Raw genomic sequence first — 17187 nt, 5'->3', positions numbered from 1 at the left:
GTGCCAACCCGGCGGCCGCCGACTGGAGCCGCCATTCATGATGGCACCGCCTTGCGCGCGTGTCCGGGACGTTTGGGCGGGCGATGAGCGGTCACACGAAGATCAGAACATGATGTCGTCGATGCCAAGGGAGCGTGAGCGGACATGACCGCCGACGAGAAGGCCAAGGCGAAGACCGAGCAGGCCAAGGGCGCTGCCAAGGAAGCCGCGGGCCGCGCCACGGGCAATGAGCGCCTGACCGCCGAAGGCCGCACCGACCGGATGAAGGGCGACGCGCGCCAGGCCAAGGAGAAGACCAAGGACATCGGCAAGCGCTAGCGCATCGGGCGGTGTGCGAGGGCCCCGGGGACGTCTGCCGCGACGTCGCCGGGGCCCTGCCCGTGCACCGGCGCAAGCCGCGTGCGAGGCCAACCGTCCAGCGCCTGGTCACCGTATGCCGCCAGGCGGCTACCACTTGATCTCCGTACGGAAGTACGTCGCCCGATGTTCGCCCCGACGTCACCCGCCGTCGGCGTCGATCGACGAGCATCTGAGGTCCGATCGCGGTATCCCGAGGGGTCAACGTTGCAACGCCGACGTCCAGGACGTACGTACCAAGCCAGGAGAACATTCGCGGCGGGCTCACTGGCGGCCGTGCTGTCGCTGGCCCTGGCGGGATGCGGGTTCGCGGGTCTCGGGGAGGGGGACGGGGACGACCACGCCTCCGTCGCGCCCGCCGCCCTCCCCGGGATCGACTGCGCGAAGAGCGGCAAGGTTCCCGGCACGGGATCGAGCGCCCAGCAGAACGCGATGAAGTACTGGATCAAGCAGTACCAACGCGCCTGCCCCGGCGTTCGGATCGCGTACAACCCGATCGGTTCCGGGGCCGGTGGTGCGCAGTTCCTCCGGGGCGCCACCGCGTTCGGCGGTTCCGACAGCGCGTTGAAGCCCGATGAGGTCGCCCGGTCCAAGGACGTCTGCGAGGGTGGCCGCGCCATCGACCTGCCCATGGTCGGCGGACCCATCGCGATCGGCTACGACCTGCCCGGCGTCGAGGACCTGGTGCTCGACGCCCCGACCCTCGCCAAGATCTTCGACCGGCGGATCACGTCCTGGGACGACCGGGAGATCCAGCGGCTCAACCCCGGGGCCGAACTGCCCTCCATGCCCGTCCGCCCCGTCCACCGCTCCGACGACTCCGGCACCACACAGAACTTCCAGGCGTATCTCGCGGGCGCGGCCCCCGAGGTCTGGCAGCACCCGGTGGGCAAGGCGTGGCAGGGCAGGGGCGGCGCGTCCGCGAGCGGCTCCAGCGGTGTCGCCTCGGAGGTCACCTCGGGCTTCGGCGCGATCGGCTACTTCGAGCTGTCCTTCGCGCGGGCCCGGCACATAAAGACCGTCAGCGTCGACACGGGCGCGTCGGCCCCGGTCGAGCCGACGCCCACGACGGCGTCGGCCGGCATCGCGGCGGCGCGGGTCGTGGGCCGGGGCAAGGACATGACGCTGAAGTTCCGCTACGGCGCCTCGACGCCGGGCGCGTACCCGATCGTCCAGGTCACCTACGAGATCGTGTGCGACAAGGGCAACCAGAAGGCGACCCTGCCCGCGCTCAAGTCGTTCCTGGCCTACACCGCGAGCAAGGCGGGACAGGAGCCGCTGTCCCGGCTGAGCTACGCGCCGCTGCCGGAATCCGTCGCCGGTCAGGTGCGCGAGGTGATCCGCACGCTGTCCTGACCGGTGCCCGACATACCGCTCCCGGCCGGGGAGCGGCACGCTGCGGCGTCTCCTACCAGGCGACGGGCAGCGAGTGCACCCCGTAGATGTTCATGCCGGTCCGCAGCGGAATGTCCTCGGGCGCGGCGGCGAGCCGCAGCGTCGGGAAGCGGCTGACCAGCGCGGGCAGCGCGACCCGAAGTTCGATGCGGGCCAGTTGCTGGCCGAGGCACTGGTGGATGCCGTGGCCGAACCCGAGGTGGCCGGTGGCCTTGCGGCGCACGTCGAGGGTGTCGGGGTCGGGGAAGCGCGCCGGGTCGCGGTCGGCGGCCTCCATGGAGACGACGACCGTCTCGCCCGCCTTGACCGACTGGCCGGCCAGCTCGACGTCCTCCAGCGCCGTCCGCGCCCCCGTCTGCGCGATGGTCAGATAGCGCATCAGCTCCTCGACGGCCGACTCGGCGAGGCCCGGATCGTCCCGCAGGGCGGCGAGCTGGTCCGGGTGGCTCAGCAGCGCGAAGGTGCCGTACGCGATCATGTTGGCGGTGGTGTCCAGGCCCGCGCCCAGCAGGAAGTGGCCGATCCCGGCGAGTTCCTCGTCGCTCAGGTCGGTACCGGTGAGGTCGCTCAGCAGATCGTCGGTGGGCTCGGCCCGCTTGGCGAGGACCAGCTGGTGCAGGTACTCCTGGCCGGCCGTCATGGCGGCCAGGAGCTCCGCCTCGCTCGTGCCCTGCGTCATGAGCGTCTCGGTCTGCCGCCGGAAGAACTCCCGGTCGGCGTACGGCACTCCGAGCAGCTCACAGATCATCAGCGTCGGGATGGGCTGCGCGTACGCCTTGACCAGGTCGAGCGTCGGCCCCCGGCGCTCCATGGCGTCGAGGTGGTCGGCGGTGATCTGCTCGACGCGTTCGGTGAGCAGCCGCATGCGGCGCACGGTGAACTTGCCGGTGAGCAGCCGCCGGTAGCGGGTGTGCTCGGGGGCGTCGAGCCCGGTGAGATCGCCGACCGGCGCGGGCCCGAGCTGTCCTGAGAACTCGGACTCGTACGGCAGGTGCATCAGTTCGTAGCGCGAGCTGAAGCGAGGGTCGCCCAGGACCGCGCGGACCACGGAATGGCTGGTGGCCAGCCACCCGAGGTGCCCGTCGGGGAAGCGCAGCCGGGTGAGCGGCTGTTCCTCGCGCAGCCGCGCCAACTCCTTGGGCGGGTCGAAGGGACAGCCCTCCTGGCGGGCGGTGGGCAGGCGTAACGGGTCGTTCGACAGATCGTGCGGCATGGCGTGTCCTCCGATGCGGGAAGCCGACGGACGCCAGCATGGCACACCCGTGGCGCCAGTGCGAGCCACTCTGGCTCAAGATGGCGCTGAGTGGCACCATGGGGGCTCAGGGGGTGCCAGGTGGTGGCAGGTGGTGCCAGGAGGTCCAGGTGGTGCAGGTCACAGGGGGCGGCGGGAACTCGGCCGGGGCGCGGGCCGACTCCTGGACCGGTCCGGTCGCAGCCGGGCAACGGTCCATCGAACCTGGAGTACGCCTCATGTCCGCCGAACCCACCGTCCTCGCCGAAGGCGAAGGGCGGGAGCCAGCCGAACCTTCGAAGCCGCCGCACGCCTCGGAGACCCGGCCCGCCGCCAAGCGGCCCGGCTGGGCGTCGCTCCGTCCGCTGGTCCTGCGGCTGCACTTCTACGCCGGGCTGTTGATCGCGCCGTTCCTCCTGGTCGCCGCCACGACGGGCCTGCTGTACGCGTGCTCGTACCAGGTGGAGAGGTTCGTGTACGCCGATGAACTCCGCGTGCCCGTGGCGGCGGCCGGCCAGAGCGAACTGCCGCTGAAGCGGCAGGTCGCCGCGGCCCGCAAGGCGCACCCGGAGGGGACGGTCAGCGCGGTCCGGCCCGCACCGGAGGAGGGCGCCACCACCCGGGTCCTGCTGTCCGGGGTGCCGGGCGCCGACCCCGACCGCACGCTCGCCGTCTTCGTGAACCCGTACACGGCCGAGGTGCGCGGCGCCCTGGAGCAGTACGGCGCGTCCGGCGCGCTGCCGCTGCGCACCTGGATCAGCGAACTCCACCGCGATCTGCACCTCGGCGAGCCGGGCCGCCTCTACAGCGAACTGGCGGGCAGCTGGCTGTGGGTGATCGCGGGCGGCGGCCTCGTCCTGTGGTTCGGGCGCCGGAGGTCGCGGCGGAAGCGGCGGAACACGACAGGCCGGAGCCGCACGCTGTCCCTGCACGGCGCGGTGGGAGCCTGGACGGCGGCCGGGCTGTTCTTCCTGTCCGCGACGGGGCTGACCTGGTCGACGTACGCGGGCCAGAGCGTCGCCGACCTGCGCGAGGCCATCGGCCAGACCACGCCCGCGGTGACGGCGGGCGTCGAGCCGGGAGCGGGGCCGGGCGCGGCCGGCGCGGACGAGCACTCCGGGCACGGCGCGGCGGGCGGTGCGGCCGGCGGCCCGGGCGGCTCGGCGGATGCCGTAAGCGGGGAGCGCGCGGCCGACGTGGGTCTCGACGCGGTCCTGAAGTCCGCCCGCGGCCAGGGGCTTTCGGATCCGGTGGAGATCGTCCCGCCCGCCGACGCGTCGTCGGCGTATGTCGTCAAGCAGGTCCAGCGCAGCTGGCCCGAGAAGCAGGACTCGGTCGCGGTTCATCCGGCGAACGGCCAGGTGACCGAAGTCCTGCGGTTCGACGACTACCCCGTGCTGGCGAAGCTGACGCGCTGGGGCATCGACGCGCACGCCGGTTCGCTGTTCGGCCTCGTCAACCAGATCGCGCTCGCCGCGCTCGCCCTCGGCCTGATCCTGCTGATCGTGTGGGGGTACCGCATGTGGTGGCAGCGCGGCCGGGGCTCCTCGTTCGGCCGTCCCATGGCGCGCGGCGCCTGGCAGGACGTACCGGCGTACGTCCTGGTCCCGCTGATGGCGGCGATCGCGGTCCTCGGCTACTTCGTGCCGCTGCTCGGCATTCCGCTGGCGGCGTTCCTCGCGGTGGACGTCGTGCTGGGGGAGGTCGCGTACCGGCGGGGGAGGCGTACGTACGCCTGAGGAGTCCGGGCGGGGACGGCCGACCGGCCACCCGCCCGGACTCGCCGCGATGAGATTCCGCTCCACGTGTATGACCGGCTTCGGAGGGGGCACTCGAAGGACGGGCCCCGCCGTGTCTCCCCCGTCGCGGCGGGGCTCCCCTCATGCCGCCGGGACCCCCGGCTCGGTTCGGCCCGCCGGGCCCCGGCTACTCGCCAGGCGGCGCGCACCCCGCCCCGGCGCCCCCGAGCGAGCCGCAGGAGCGCAGCCACCAAGAGCTCGGGCGGTACCTGGAGGACCGCTTCGCCCGCGCGCAGGCCTGGGACGCGACCTCGCGTCTCCGGAGGCCCGTCGGCGCTGCGCGAAGGCGTGCGACGCCTTCCTCACGAACAGGGCTGACAGAACCGACGCCGACCCGTCGGGCGGCGTTCGCGCGCGTCACCGGCATTCCCTATTTCTGCAACGCGTTCTACTGTGTGCGCCGTCAAGTCCGGGGCCGAGCGAGCCAGTCAGAGCCTGGAGGGGCCGTGCACCTCGAATACACGCCTGAGCAGCAGCAGTTGCGTACCGAACTGCGTGCGTACTTCGCCGAATTGGTGCCGGACAACGTACACGGGCGCTACGCCGACCCCGCCGCCCAGAAGCGGTTCTACCGCGAGACCGTCCGGCGCCTGGGCGCGGACGGCTGGCTCGGCGTGGGCTGGCCCAAGGAGTACGGCGGGCGGGGGCTCACGCCCATGGAGCAGTTCATCTTCTTCGACGAGGCCGCGCAGGCCGGCGTCCCGCTGCCCCTCATGGCCCTGAACACCGTCGGCCCCACGATCATGCGGTTCGGCACGGAGGAACAGAAGAGCTACTTCCTGCCGAAGATCCTCTCCGGTGAGCTGGACTTCGCCATCGGCTACAGCGAACCCGACGCCGGCACCGACCTCGCCGCGCTCAAGACCAAGGCGGTCAGGGAGGGCGACGAGTATGTCGTCAACGGTCAGAAGATCTGGACGACCAACGGCGACACCGCCGACTGGGTCTGGCTCGCCGTCCGCACCGCCACCGCCGAGGAAGGTGTCCCGCTCCACAAGGGCATCACCATGCTCCTCGTCCCCACCAGCGACCCCGGCTACTCCTGCACCCTCATCAACACCCTCGCCTCCCACGACACCACCGCCAGCTATTACGAGAACATCCGCGTCCCCGTCTCCCGCCGCGTCGGTGAGGAGAACAAGGGCTGGCGCCTGATCACCAACCAGCTCAACCACGAACGCGTCACCCTCGCCGCCCACGGCACCATGGCCATCCGCGCCCTGCACGACGTACAGCGCTGGGCGATGGACACCAAGCTCACCGACGGCCGCCGCGTCATCGACCTCGCCTGGGTCCGCCGGTGCCTGGCGAAGACGCACACCCGGCTCGACGCGATGAAGCTCCTCAACTGGCGGATGGTGAACGCCGTCCAGGACGGCACCCTCACCCCCCAGGACGCCTCCGCCGTCAAGGTCTACGGCTCCGAGGCGCGCCGGGACGCGTACGCCTGGCTCATGGAGGTCGTCGGCGCGGCGGGCGCCCTGAAGGAGGGCTCGGCGGGCGCGGTCCTCCACGGTGAACTGGAGCGTGGCTACCGCTCCGCCGTGATCTTCACCTTCGGCGGTGGCAACAACGAGATCCAGCGCGAGATCATCTCCTGGATCGGCCTGGGAATGCCTCGCGTCCGCCGCTGATCCGCCGCTGATCCGTGGCGACCGCGGCCCGCCTCCGGGCCCGGACGGTCAGGACAGGATCTCGACGTACCCCTCGGCTCCGTGCACGCGGATCCGCTGCCCGTCCCGGATGAGCCGCGTGGCCCGCTCCACCCCCACGACGGCCGGCAAGCCGTACTCACGGGCGATCACCGCGCCATGGGTCATCGGACCGCCGACCTCCGTCACCAGGCCCTTGATCGCGACGAACAGGGGCGACCAGCTGGGGTCGGTGTAGGCCGTGACCAGGATGTCGCCCGCCTCCAGGTCGGCGTCCGCCATGTCGAGGATGACGCGGGCCCTGCCCTCGATGGTCCCGACGGAGACCGGCAGGCCGACCAGGGCACCGGCCGGCACGTCCGCACGCCGGTACGCCCCGGAGACGGCCTCGCCGTCCGATGTGAGCACCCGGGGCGGTGTGAGCGCCTGATACGCCTGGAAGGCGTCCTTGCGCTCCTGGATGATCCGCTCGATCCGCTCGTCCGCCCGTCCCGAGCACACGACCTCGTGCAGCTCCTGGAACGTGAGGTAGAAGGAGTCCTCCTTCTCGGCGAGCACACCGGCCCCCACCAGGCGCTCGGCCTCCGCGAGCAGCGCCTGCCTGTAGAAGAAGGTGCGGCTGACGATGTCGTACTTCGGGTACTCCCGGTACCCGATGAAGGTCCGGACCCGGTCGATCATCCGTTTGGTCTCGTCGGCCTTCCGTTCCCCGTCCGGCAGCGCCCGCAAGCGTGTCAGGACGTCTTCTTCCTTCCTCAGGGCCTCCTGACGCCCGCGCTCGAAGCGCCGCTCGGCAGCGCCCGGCTCGAAGTTCCTGACGTTGTCGAGGATCACCGGCACGAGCGCCGTGGGGTGCTCGCGCCACCGCGGCCTCGTGATGTCGATCTCGCCGACGCAGCGCATGCCGTACCGGTCGAGGTAGGCCTCGATGGCGTCGCGTGCCGCGCTGCCGCCCGGCAGCTCCGCCAGGTCGTCCAGGAAGTCGTCGTCCTCGACCCCCTGGAGGAACGCCACCACCGCTGGATGCGGACGGACCACATCCGCGACGTCGAGCAGCGCCAGTCCCATCTCCGACGTGACGTTGCCGGGGGCGGACAGCGTGAGCGTGTCGGCGGCGTTCTTCTCGCCCAGCCACTCCCGCAGCTTGTCGTTGAGCCACCACGTGGCGTCCATCCCCGCCATGACCACCCGCATGTTCAGCGGGTCGCCGAGCACGCGCTTGTGCTCCTCGAAGGCCTCCAGCAGGAAGTCGAAGAGCGCCGGTCCGGTCCGGGCCCGGATGTCGCGCTCCAGGGCGGCGAGGGAGGTCCGGCTGCGCTCGATCAGTTCGGTGACGAGGGCCGGATCGGTGGCGACCGGGGCGGGGGCGCCACCGGCGGGCGGACCGGCGGGGCCCTCGTCCGGGAGGGACGGCACGAAGTCCTCGCGGTCGAGGACGGTCTCCAGCGCGTCCCTGATCAGCGGATCGCCTTTCCCTATGACGTCCAGGAGGGCGGCGCGGCTTGCGGGGAGGCCAGGCGCCGGGTGACGTCGACGAACAGCCTGCCGCCTGCGGCGTGCATCGGCACCATGGCCGTCAGCTGCCACATGGAGAGCCCCAGCGGCTTCATGGGGTCGGTCATCATCTGCTGGTGGCCGACGGAGACGTAGACGTGATTCTCCTCGTCATCGGCCTCGGGGACGGGGAACAGCGTCGTGATCGGCCGGCTCTGGACGATGCGGAAGCCGTCGTCGGCCAGGCACCATTCGATGTCCTGCGGGCGGCCGAAGTGCGCCTCGATCCGCCGCCCGAGCCGTACGAGCTCCACGACCTGGGCATCCGTCAGAGCCGGCTGCTCCCGGCGCCGCGAGTCGATGGCCACTTCGCGCGTACCGCCGCCCGGCAGGGCCTGCACGGCGAGCCGCTTGGCGGCGATCGTCCTGGCGACGACTTCGCCGTGCCGCACCTTGTACACGTCCGGGTTCACCACACCCGAGACGAGGGCCTCGCCCAGGCCGAAGCCGGCGTCCACGGTGGCGACTCTCCGGTCACCCGTGACGGGGTCGGCCGTGAACAGGATGCCGGCCGCTTGCGGAAAGACCATCCGCTGCACGACCACCGCCATGTGGACGGCACGGTGATCGATGCCGCCCTGCCGACGGTAGGTCACGGCCCGCTCGGTGAACAGCGAGGCCCAGCACCGGCTGATGTGCCGCAGGATCTCCGTCGGCCCCACGATGTTCAGATAGGTGTCCTGCTGGCCGGCGAAGGAGGCCGTCGGCAGGTCCTCCGCCGTCGCGCTGGACCGTACGGCGTAGGCCTCTTGCTCGCCGAGCCGGGCGAGGGCGCGGGTGACGGCCGCCGCGAGATCGTCCGGGACGGGGTCTCTTCGATGCTCCTGCGGATCTCCGCGCTGAGCGCGCGGATCGCCTCCTGGTCGTCCAGGTCGAGGCGCGCCAACACGTCGAGCCGTTCTTCGAGCGACGGTACGTCCGCCATGGTCCGCCGGAAGGCGTCCGTCGTCACGCAGAAGCCGTCCGGCACGTGGATGCCCTCGATACGTGACAGCCCGCCCAGGTGCGCGCCCTTGCCGCCGACCACCGCGATCCGCGTCTCGTCGGCCTCCAGGAGGTCCATCACGTACCGCTCGCTCATCGCGACGCCTCTCGGGCCGACTGCCGTGTTCCCTCGCGCTGGCACTGCACTAGGCACGTCGTGTCCTCATTTCCGCAGGTGGTGGCTTCGGCCGATGATTCTGCGGCACGACAGGGGCCTTGCCGCAAGCCCCCTGGTGCGCTATAAGTTGAGAGTGGCGAGGAGAGGATTCTCCTTGCCACTGTCTTTTTCGCCGCTGTCTTTTTCCGCCCGTCCGCCGTGGCCTCCCAGTGTGGGACGGATGAGAGAAGTCGACCTTGACGGCGTGTGGTCAGATGCATCGCCGAGGCCGGGTTGCTCGCCCTGACGTTCGTGCCGCCGCTGCTGTCGCAGCCGTACGTGGACACGTCGGCACCGGCATGGACGTCACTGATGGGGTACGAGACGGTGGCCGCGGCCGCGCTGTCGCTGCGGCTGCCGGTCACCGCCTTCGTGGTCGGCTTCGCCGCGCTGGTGGCGGCGTTGGTGGGCAGCGCGGGCGCGGGGGCCAAGGTCACCCCTCTGGTCTTCTTGCCGCTCGCCGTGCTCCTGTACAACGTCGGCAGCCGGCGCGTGAGTTGGGCCCGTACCGTGCCGGCGCTGCTCGGCGGCGGTGCGCTGGCTCTGGCCGGTCTGTGGGTGAACCGGATGACGGTCGGCGCCGGTGAGTTCCGGGGCGGCCTGGACGTTCTCGCCGCTCTCGCCCCGATGCCGCTGGCGTGGGCGATGGGCTCCGCCGCACGCACCCGGCGGGCGCTGCTCGTCGCGGCCGAGCAGCGGGCCGCCGAAGCCGGTCGCGCCCGGCGCGCGGAGGCGGCGCGGGCCACTCAGGAGGAGCGGGCGCGGATCGCACGGGAGATGCACGACGTGGTCGCGCACTCGCTCACGCTGCTCGTCGTGCACGCGGAGACCCCGCGCGCACGCGGCGACGAACTGTCCGACTGGGCCCGCGCACAGGTCGACGGACCGGCGGCGGCGGGCCGGCAGAGCGGTGGCGAACTGCGGGAGCTGCTGCGGATGCTGCGCGATCCCGCGGACGCGGCGCCGCTGCATCCGGTGCCCGGGCTCGGCGAGCTGGACGCGTTGCCGGGGCGGCCACCGCGCCGCGGGAGGAACGGTGGAGGCGCGCGTGGGGACCGGCCTGGAGTCGTTGCCCGGTGCCGTGCAGTCGGCCGGTTACCGCGTCGTGCGGGAGGCGCTGGCCAACGCCCGGCGTCACGCGCCCGGGGCGCCCGTGCGGCTCACCGTCGACGGCACCGCCGGGCGACTGAGGTGCGAAGTGGTGAACAGCCGCGGGGCGCGGCGAGCCACCGCCGGCGCGGGTGTCGGCCTCGGCCTTGTCAGCATGCGCGAACGGGTGGACGTGCTCGGCGGGGCTCACCGCCGGGCCGACCGGCGACGGCGGCTTCCACGTCGTTGCCACGATGCCGTGGGAGAACGCCGGCGTCTGAATGGACCAGCGTGCTCGTGGTGGACGACGAGCCGGTCATCCGCGCCGGCCTGAGCGCGATCCGAGACCCTTGTCGACGAGGCGGCCTGTCACATGCTCGGCACGCCGCTGCCCGCGAAGGACCCGGCTGAGTGAGGGCGTTCCATGTGTTCATGCTTCCTCCCCCATGTATTCATGCTTCCTCCATGCATACGTCCCCCCGCACGTGGGAAGGAGGGAACCCGTTCCCGCGCCCAGGAGAGGGACACACCATGTCCGAGCCAGTGCGTGAGCCCGACCCCGGTCTCTTCGGGCCGGCGTCCGTGACCTGGCAGGTGCACTCCGACCCCATGATGTGGGTCGCCGGAATCCGCGCCCTCTACCTCCAGGCCCTGCACCCCCGGGTCGTCCGTGGCGTGATGCAGAATTCCGAATTCCGCCAGGACGCCTGGGGGCGCCTGATGCGCACCGCCCACTTCGTCGGCACCACCACCTACGGCACCACCGAAGCCGCCGAGAAGGCGGGCGCCCGCGTCCGCAAGATCCATACGATGCTCGGTGCCACCGACCCGGACACGGGGGAGCGGTACGGCGTCGACGAGCCGGCGCTGCTGCTCTGGGTGCACTGCGCCGAGATCGACTCCTACCTCCATGTCGTACGCCGTTCCGGGATCCGGATGACGGACGCGCTCGCCGACCGGTACGTCGACGAGCACCGGCGAAGCGCCCGGCTGGTCGGCCTCGACCCCGGCGCGGTCCCCGGCTCGACGGCCGGACTCGCCGCGTACTTCGAGAAGGTACGCCCCGAACTCGCCGCCGGACCCGACGCCCGCGCCGTCGACGACTTCCTCCGCAGGCCGCCCACGCACCCCCTGCTCACCCCGGCGCGCGCCCTGCTGTGGCGGCGCGTGGCCGACCTGGCGTACGCCTCCCTGCCGCCGTACGCCCACCGGCTGTACGGCAGAACCGCCCCGTCGGCCGCCACGGTGACCCGCCGCCTGGTCCGCACCGGCACCATCCTGCGCACCGTCCCCGCGCGTGTGCGCTGGCAACTTCCGCCGAAGCACATCCTTGGCGCCATGGCCCGCCTCGGGCCCGGCAGCCGCCCGGCCCCGTACAAACTCGACAGAGGGGACGCCATACTGGACGGGCCGGGGAGGGCGCAGCGAGGCAACGGGGGCGACAGCGCGACATGGCGGACACCAGGCTGATCCAGAGCCGCTACCGGCTCCTGGATCTGATCGGGCGCGGCGGCATGGGCGAGGTGTGGCGGGCGCGCGACGAGTCGCTCGGGCGGCACGTCGCCGTCAAGTGCCTCAAGCCGATGGGGCCCCAGCACGACCAGTCCTTCACGCGCGTGCTGCGCGAGCGCTTCCGGCGCGAGGCGCGCGTCGCGGCGGCGCTCCAGCACCGCGGCGTCACCGTCGTCCACGACTTCGGCGAGCACGACGGCGTGCTGTACCTCGTGATGGAACTCCTCGAAGGCCGCAACCTGAGCCAGCTCCTGGAGGACAACAAACAGCACCCGCTGCCCGTCGCCGACGTCGTCGAGATCGCCGACCAGGTCGCCGCGGCCCTCGCGTACACCCATGAACAGGGCATCGTGCACCGGGACCTGAAGCCCGCCAACATCATGCTGATCGGTGACGGCACCGTGAAGATATGCGACTTCGGCATAGCCCGGCTCGGCGCCGACATCGGCTTCACCTCCCGCCTCACCGGCACCGGCATCGCCATGGGCACCCCGCACTACATGTCGCCCGAGCAGATCAGCGGCGAACCCGTCGACCAGCGCAGCGACTTGTACTCCTTCGGCTGCGTGCTCTACGAGATCGCCACCGGCGCCCCGCCCTTCGACCTGGAGGACGCCTGGGCCGTCCTCGTCGGACACCGGGACACCACACCCGCGCCGCCGCGCGGCCACCGCGGTGAACTGCCCGCCTACTTCGAACACATCGTCCTGGACCTGCTCGCCAAAGACCCCGCCGGCCTGCCGCCGGACGCGCGGGAAGTGCGCCGCCGCATCGCCGAGGGCCGCGCCACACCCTCGTACGTCCCGACCGTCGCCACGCCTCCGCTGCGCCGCCCCGAAGGGCTGGCCTCCGGTGAGCCGCGCCTGCCCTCCTGGACCCGCGGCATGACCACCGGCCACAAGGCGACCGGCGCCTCCGTGCTGCGCGCCACACCGCCCGACGCGGCGGCCGGTCTGACCGGTGAGTGGATCCCGCGCACCGACGCGCGCCGAGCGGCGGTGCCTCGCAGGCCCGAGCGGCCCGCGCCGCCGCCGGAGCTGATCGCCACCCTCACCAGCCGCCACAACGCGGGCCTCAGCCTCGGCCGGCTCGGGCGCTGGGAGGAGGCGGGCGAGGTGCACCGCGCGGTCGCCGCCGAGCGTGAGCACGCCCTTGGCCCCGACCACCCCGACACGCTCGCCAGCCGGTACGAGGTCGGGTTCACCCTCAGCCGCACCGGTCGCGCCGCGGACGCGCTGCGGGAGTACGGCCGGGTCGCCCAGGGCCGGGAGCGCTCGCTCGGCGCCGAGCACCCGCAGACGCTCGCCGCCCGTCAGGAGATGGCGTACGTACTCGGCCAGCTCGGGCGGCACTTCGAGGCCCACCAGGCGTACACCTCGGTGCTCGCCGCCCGAGAACGCACGGCGGGCCCCGACCATCCGGACACCCTGCGCTGCCGCCACAACCTCGCCTACAACCTCAGCCGCCTCGGCCGCCTGGAGGACTCCTACCGGCTGGCGGAACACGTGGCGGCCGCCCGCGCGCGGGTGCTCGGCCCGAACCACCCCGACACCCTCGTCACGCGGTACGAAGTGGCTTACGCACTCGGCCAGTTGGGGCGCTGGCCGGAGGCGCTGCAGACCTACCGGGAAGTCGCCGACGCGCGGGTGCGGGCGCTCGGCCCCGACCACCCCGACACGCTCGCCGCCCGCTACGAGGTCGGCATCAGCCTCGGCAGGCTCGGCCGCAGCGCGGAGGCCCTGGAGCTGTACCGCGACCTGATCGACGACCGCACGCGCGTCAACGGCCCCGCCGACCCCGAGACGCTGCGGGCCCGGCACGGCCTCGGCGTGAACCTCGGCCGGCAGGGCCGCTGGGAGGAGGCCCTCGCGGAGGCGCGGGACGTGTGCGCCCTGCGGAAGCGGGTCCTTGGCCCCGACCACCCCGACACCCTGGTGAGCCGCCGCGAGATCGCCGTCGGCCTCGGCTGGCTCGGCCGCTGGTCCGACGCCCTCACCGAGTACCGCAAGGTGGCGGCCGCCAGGGAGCGGGTCCTCGGCCCCGACCACCCCGACACCCTCGCCAGCCGCAACGACGAAGCCCACTGCCTGGAACAACTGGGCCGCGGCACAGAGGCGGTCGCGCTCTACCGCCGAGTGGCGGCACTCCGCCAGCAGCGGGCCTCAAGGGGGCTCTGACTCTGTGGTGGTGGGGGGCAGGGCGACGCCGAAAACAGCAGGCGCCCCTCCGACGAACGCGCCCCTCCGACGAACGCGCCACAAGTTTCCGGACTCCCTGGCGCGGAGCGCTGACGGACGAGGACGACGACGGCTGCTCGCGCGGCGCGTCTTTCACGTCCGTCCCGCCCCCGCTGAGTAGCGCCGGCACGAGCGGCGGGTTCAACAGCGCGCCGCCGCCCCCTGCCGCCGCGGCGGGAGCGCTGATCCCGCGCTCATGAGGCCGCACGTACACGCCGTCGCGGTAATGGCCCCGCACGCGCACGGCCGGACCTGTCGGGGTCGGGGCGGCTGGAGGGCACCGCGCTTCGGGCGTTCGGGCCGGACACGTAAGGCCTCTGTCCCGGGCATCCGTGCTAGGAAGAGCCATGCCTGATCGTGATGCGTACGACGCCGTCATCGTCGGCGGCGGTCACAACGGTCTCGTCGCCGCCGCCTACCTCGCCCGCGCCGGACAGTCCGTGCTGCTTCTGGAGCGGCTCGGCGGGACCGGGGGTGCCGCCGTGTCCAGTCGGCCGTTCGCCGGGGTCGACGCGCGGTTGTCCCGGTACTCGTACCTCGTGAGCCTTCTGCCGAAGAAGATCGTCCGGGATCTCGACCTGGACTTCAGGGTGCGGACGCGCACCATCTCCTCGTACACCCCGACCGAGCGCGCGGGCCGCCCCACCGGTCTGCTCGTCGGCGGCGGCGAGGCCCGCACCCGGCGGGCCTTCGCGCGGCTCACCGGGGACAGCCGGGAGTACGACGCCTGGCGCGGCTTCTACGCCATGACCGGGCAGGTCGCCCGCCGCGTCTTCCCCACGCTCACCGAGCCCCTGCCGAGCCGCGACGAACTGCGCGACCGCGTCGACGACGCCACCGCCTGGCGCACCCTCTTCGAGGAGCCCATCGGCACGGCGATCGAGGAGCGCTTCGCCGACGACCTCGTACGCGGAGTCGTCCTCACCGACGGCCTCATCGGCACCTTCGCCGACGCCCACGACCCGGCCCTGCGGCAGAACCGCTGCTTCCTCTACCACGTCATCGGCGGCGGCACCGGCGACTGGAACGTGCCCGTCGGCGGCATGGGCGCCCTCACCGGCGCCATCGCCGACTCAGCACGCGTGGCGGGAGCACGGCTGCGCACCGGATGCGAGGTGACGCGGATCGACACCGACGGGCGGCGCGGCGAGGTCACGTACCGGGAAGGCGACAGCGGTGAGCGGACCGTCGCCGTCCGGCACGTCCTCGTCAACGCCTCCCCGCAGGCCCTCGCCGCCCTCCTCGGTGAGGAGCCGCCCGCGCCCGCCGAAGGCGCCCAGCTCAAGGTGAACATGCTGCTCAAGCGGCTGCCGAGGCTGCGCGACACGTCCGTCGACCCGCGTGAGGCCTTCGCCGGGACCTTCCATATCGCCGAGGGGTACGAAGAGTTGGCGGCGGCGTACGCCCAGGCCGCCGGCGGCGCCGTGCCCACCGCGCCGCCCTCCGAGATCTACTGCCACTCGCTCACCGACCCGACGATCCTCGGCCCCGACCTCGTCGAGCGCGGCTACCAGACCCTCACCCTCTTCGGCCTGCACACGCCGGCCCGGCTCTTCGAGCGGGACAACGACGCCGTACGAGCCGACCTCCTGAAGGCGACGCTCGCCCGGCTCGACGCGCATCTCGCCGAGCCGATCGCCGACTGCCTCGCGCTCGACGCGGAGGGCCGCCCCTGCGTCGAGGCGAAGACCCCGCTCGACCTGGAACGGGACCTGCGGCTGCCCGGCGGCCACATCTTCCACGGCGACCTCGCCTTCCCCTACGCCGAGGAGGGCACCGGGCGTTGGGGCGTGGAGACCCGGCATGCGAACGTCCTGCTGTGCGGGGCGGGCGCCGTGCGCGGCGGCGGGGTCAGCGGCATCCCGGGGCACAACGCCGCCATGGCCGCTCTGGGCCAGTAGCCGCTGGTGTACGGTCGGGTGTCGATCACCGGCGACGCGAGCGAGGAGAGGGGCGCCACGATGGCTTCCCGCCGAGGGGACGGCACACCGACCTTCATCGAACAGGCCCGCCGCGGTCAGCTCATCGAGTGCACGATCGACCTGATCTCCTCCAAGGGCTACCCGGCGACGTCCCTCGCGGCGATCGCCGAGCGGGCGGGCCTGTCCAAGGCCGCGGTCCTCTACCACTTCGCGTCCAAGGACAACCTCGCCCGCGCCACCCTCACGTACGTCATCGAACGTTTCACCGCGTACGTGAACGAGAGGGTGGCCGCCGCGCCGGACCCGCGCGCGGCCGTCGTCGCCTACGTCCGGGCGATGATCGGCTACCAGCGGGACAACCGCCGTCACGTCCGCGTGATCACCGAGACGCTCCTCGACGACGCCGACGGCACCCGGCTCAAGAATCCCGGCGGCCATGACACGGCGGGCCGCTGGAACGCCCTGGCCGATCTCCTGACCGCCGGTCAACAAGCCGGGCTGCTGCGGGAGTTCCACTCGCCGACGGTCGCCCTCGCCATCGGCGGGTCGATCGACGGGGTGATCGGGCAGTGGCTCGCCCACCCCGAACTCGACCTCGACGCCGCCGCGGACGAACTGGTCACGTTCACGCTGTACGCCATCGAGAAGCGCGGCTGAGGCCTTCGCCGCGCACCGCGTACGGCGGTCCTGTCACTTCTTTCCCATCCTGATCGCGGCAGGGACCGGCGGGACATACCGGTTGCCCGGACTGTCCGGGTTCGGTTCGCCTTTCACCTCTCATTCGCCGGGGGCGAGGAAGAGGCTCACCTCGTTCACCGCCCACGGGTTGTTGTCGTCGGTGTCCTTCATGGAGTGCCGTTCCCGAGCGGCGAGCCACGGCTGCCGCGAGCTGAGCAGCGGGCAGTGGTACTTGGCCTTGCCGTCGGGGGCGGCCACGATGACCCACTGGAGCAGCCACGCGTCCGTTCCCGTCGACTTGAAGGCGATGCGTTCGGGCGTGGGGAAGTGCCAGGGTGTCTTGACCACATATCTGTCGTCGTCGCCCTTCTCGAAGTCGTTGCATCGCTTCCTCCAGCGCCTGCTTCGGAGTGAGTTTCGGATGGGCCCGCAGCAGCGCCGGCGCCGCCTTGATGATGAGTTCCGACACGGTCGGCTTGCCGGGAGGTTTCTCGGTCATGCGGAGATCACTGCCCGGGACGGCGACGCCGCCGCCCCGGAGACCTGTCCATCATCCGTTCGGGATGCGAAAACGTTTCCGCATCTCACCGGAGTCCGGCCGGGATTTGGTCGGGATCCGG

At 72.1% G+C, this 17187-nt stretch carries 11 protein-coding genes and 1 pseudogene; 9 read left to right on the top strand and 3 right to left on the bottom strand.

The window, feature by feature from the left end; all coding sequences use genetic code 11:
• Nucleotides 1–144 precede the first annotated feature (144 nt).
• Both ACOBQB_RS01965 and pstS read left to right on the top strand, forming a co-directional pair.
• Nucleotides 145–318 carry a CsbD family protein gene (locus ACOBQB_RS01965; RefSeq protein WP_423588270.1) on the top strand — a complete coding sequence of 58 codons (174 nt, stop codon included), beginning with the start codon at nt 145–147 and terminating at the stop codon, nt 316–318.
• Between the two features lie 315 nt (nt 319–633).
• Nucleotides 634–1713 (top strand): phosphate ABC transporter substrate-binding protein PstS, encoded by a 1080-nt coding sequence (gene pstS / locus ACOBQB_RS01960; protein WP_423588268.1) that lies wholly within the window; start codon nt 634–636, stop codon nt 1711–1713.
• A 52-nt stretch (nt 1714–1765) separates the two neighbouring features.
• On the opposite strand, the gene ACOBQB_RS01955 is transcribed toward pstS, so the two are convergent.
• Nucleotides 1766–2965 carry a cytochrome P450 gene (locus tag ACOBQB_RS01955; protein ID WP_423588267.1) on the bottom strand — a complete coding sequence of 400 codons (1200 nt, stop codon included), beginning with the start codon at nt 2963–2965 and terminating at the stop codon, nt 1766–1768.
• 257 nt (nt 2966–3222) lie between these two features.
• Between ACOBQB_RS01955 and ACOBQB_RS01950 the strand changes: the two genes are divergently transcribed.
• Complete coding sequence (locus tag ACOBQB_RS01950; protein WP_423588265.1) at nt 3223–4722, top strand: PepSY-associated TM helix domain-containing protein; 1500 nt, start codon at nt 3223–3225, stop codon at nt 4720–4722.
• A gap of 506 nt (nt 4723–5228) precedes the next feature.
• Complete coding sequence (locus tag ACOBQB_RS01945) at nt 5229–6416, top strand: acyl-CoA dehydrogenase family protein (RefSeq protein WP_423588263.1); 1188 nt, start codon at nt 5229–5231, stop codon at nt 6414–6416.
• A 48-nt stretch (nt 6417–6464) separates the two neighbouring features.
• Here ACOBQB_RS01945 and rph read toward each other — a convergent pair.
• A pseudogene (gene rph / locus ACOBQB_RS01940) lies at nt 6465–9069 on the bottom strand (rifamycin-inactivating phosphotransferase).
• Nucleotides 9070–9336: 267 nt separating this feature from the next.
• Between rph and ACOBQB_RS01935 the strand changes: the two are divergent.
• The 5 genes from ACOBQB_RS01935 (at nt 9337) to ACOBQB_RS01915 (ending at nt 16546) form a co-directional block, all read left to right on the top strand.
• Nucleotides 9337–10629: a histidine kinase dimerization/phosphoacceptor domain-containing protein gene (locus ACOBQB_RS01935; RefSeq protein ID WP_423588262.1), complete on the top strand. Its 1293-nt coding sequence runs from the start codon at nt 9337–9339 to the stop codon at nt 10627–10629.
• Between the two features lie 120 nt (nt 10630–10749).
• Nucleotides 10750–11688, top strand: a complete 939-nt coding sequence (locus tag ACOBQB_RS01930) for an oxygenase MpaB family protein (protein ID WP_423588261.1) — start codon at nt 10750–10752, stop codon at nt 11686–11688.
• A complete protein-coding gene (locus ACOBQB_RS01925) occupies nt 11670–13907 on the top strand; it encodes a tetratricopeptide repeat protein (protein WP_423588260.1) in 2238 nt (745 codons plus the stop codon). Before ACOBQB_RS01930 ends, ACOBQB_RS01925 begins: the two co-directional genes overlap by 19 nt.
• A gap of 407 nt (nt 13908–14314) precedes the next feature.
• Nucleotides 14315–15868 (top strand): phytoene desaturase family protein, encoded by a 1554-nt coding sequence (locus ACOBQB_RS01920; protein WP_423588259.1) that lies wholly within the window; start codon nt 14315–14317, stop codon nt 15866–15868.
• A 60-nt stretch (nt 15869–15928) separates the two neighbouring features.
• Nucleotides 15929–16546 carry a TetR/AcrR family transcriptional regulator gene (locus ACOBQB_RS01915; protein ID WP_423588258.1) on the top strand — a complete coding sequence of 206 codons (618 nt, stop codon included), beginning with the start codon at nt 15929–15931 and terminating at the stop codon, nt 16544–16546.
• 120 nt (nt 16547–16666) lie between these two features.
• On the opposite strand, the gene ACOBQB_RS01910 is transcribed toward ACOBQB_RS01915, so the two are convergent.
• Complete coding sequence (locus tag ACOBQB_RS01910) at nt 16667–16915, bottom strand: hypothetical protein (protein ID WP_423588257.1); 249 nt, start codon at nt 16913–16915, stop codon at nt 16667–16669.
• Nucleotides 16916–17187 lie beyond the last annotated feature (272 nt).

The sequence above is a fragment of the Streptomyces sp. G5(2025) genome (genome assembly GCF_049542075.1).
In the GTDB taxonomy this organism is placed as follows: Bacteria; Actinomycetota; Actinomycetes; order Streptomycetales; family Streptomycetaceae; genus Streptomyces.
This window is presented reverse-complemented; position numbering and strand designations above follow the sequence as displayed.

Coding starts and splice junctions, on each gene's coding strand:
- ACOBQB_RS01965 (WP_423588270.1), top strand. CDS start 145: ATGACCGCCGACGAGAAGGCCAAGGCGAAGACCGAGCAGGCCAAGGGC.
- ACOBQB_RS01925 (WP_423588260.1), top strand. CDS start 11,670: ATGGCGGACACCAGGCTGATCCAGAGCCGCTACCGGCTCCTGGATCTG.
- ACOBQB_RS01930 (WP_423588261.1), top strand. CDS start 10,750: ATGTCCGAGCCAGTGCGTGAGCCCGACCCCGGTCTCTTCGGGCCGGCG.
- ACOBQB_RS01920 (WP_423588259.1), top strand. CDS start 14,315: ATGCCTGATCGTGATGCGTACGACGCCGTCATCGTCGGCGGCGGTCAC.
- ACOBQB_RS01915 (WP_423588258.1), top strand. CDS start 15,929: ATGGCTTCCCGCCGAGGGGACGGCACACCGACCTTCATCGAACAGGCC.
- ACOBQB_RS01955 (WP_423588267.1), bottom strand. CDS start 2,965: ATGCCGCACGATCTGTCGAACGACCCGTTACGCCTGCCCACCGCCCGC.
- ACOBQB_RS01950 (WP_423588265.1), top strand. CDS start 3,223: ATGTCCGCCGAACCCACCGTCCTCGCCGAAGGCGAAGGGCGGGAGCCA.